Below are 774 nucleotides of genomic sequence, written 5' to 3'. Positions count from 1 at the left end.
GTTATGCAACGTCATGATCGGTAGAACTCCCTGGTTTTCGGGCGGCATGGACGGTTTGGATACCGTCGCCGCCGGCGATGATGGCCGCTGAAGCCAGCCCGATGAAAAGACCATGCTCGACCACGCCCGGAATGGCGTGCAGAGCATTCGAAAGCGCTCTTGTATCCGGAATGCGGCCAAAAGATGCATCGAGGATAAAATGGCCGCCGTCTGTAACAAAAGCCTGGCCGCCCGTCATCCTCAATGTGACCGGCCCGGAAAGACCGAGCTTTTCAGCCGCTGCGGCAACCGCGATTTCAGTGGCGCGCAGGCCGAATGGATTGACTTCGATCGGCAGCGGAAAACGGCCGAGCGTCTCGACCATCTTGGAGCGGTCGGCGATGACGATCATGCGCTGGGATGCCGCGGCGACGATCTTCTCGCGCAGCAGCGCGCCGCCGCCGCCCTTGACCAGGGTCAGTTCCGGGTCGACTTCGTCGGCGCCGTCGACGGTGAGATCGAGCTCTGGCGTTTCCTCCAGCGTCGACAGCGGCACGCCAAGTTCGCGGCACAGCAACGCGGTGCGCTCCGAAGTCGGCACACCAATGACGGTCATGCCGGTGGCGACCTTTTCGGCAAGCAGCCGCACGAACTCTTCGGCCGTGGTGCCGGTGCCGATGCCGAGCCGCATGCCGTCGCTTACATGGGCAAGTGCAGCCCGCGCGGCTTCGACCTTCAACTGCCTTGCATCCATGTCGGTTGTTGCCCCGGAAATTCGCTGCCGGGCTCGTAGCA

The 774-nt window shown here is 63.0% G+C and carries 1 protein-coding gene; it reads right to left on the bottom strand.

What is annotated here, in order from left to right:
- Nucleotide 1: 1 nt before the first annotated feature.
- Nucleotides 2–733, bottom strand: coding sequence for a ribose-5-phosphate isomerase RpiA (gene rpiA / locus EOD15_RS35030; protein ID WP_027036598.1), 732 nt, complete (start codon nt 731–733; stop codon nt 2–4).
- Nucleotides 734–774: the final 41 nt, after the last annotated feature.

It is taken from the genome of Mesorhizobium sp. M7A.T.Ca.US.000.02.2.1, from assembly GCF_003996995.1.
Lineage (GTDB): Bacteria > Pseudomonadota > Alphaproteobacteria > Rhizobiales > Rhizobiaceae > Mesorhizobium.
This window is presented reverse-complemented; position numbering and strand designations above follow the sequence as displayed.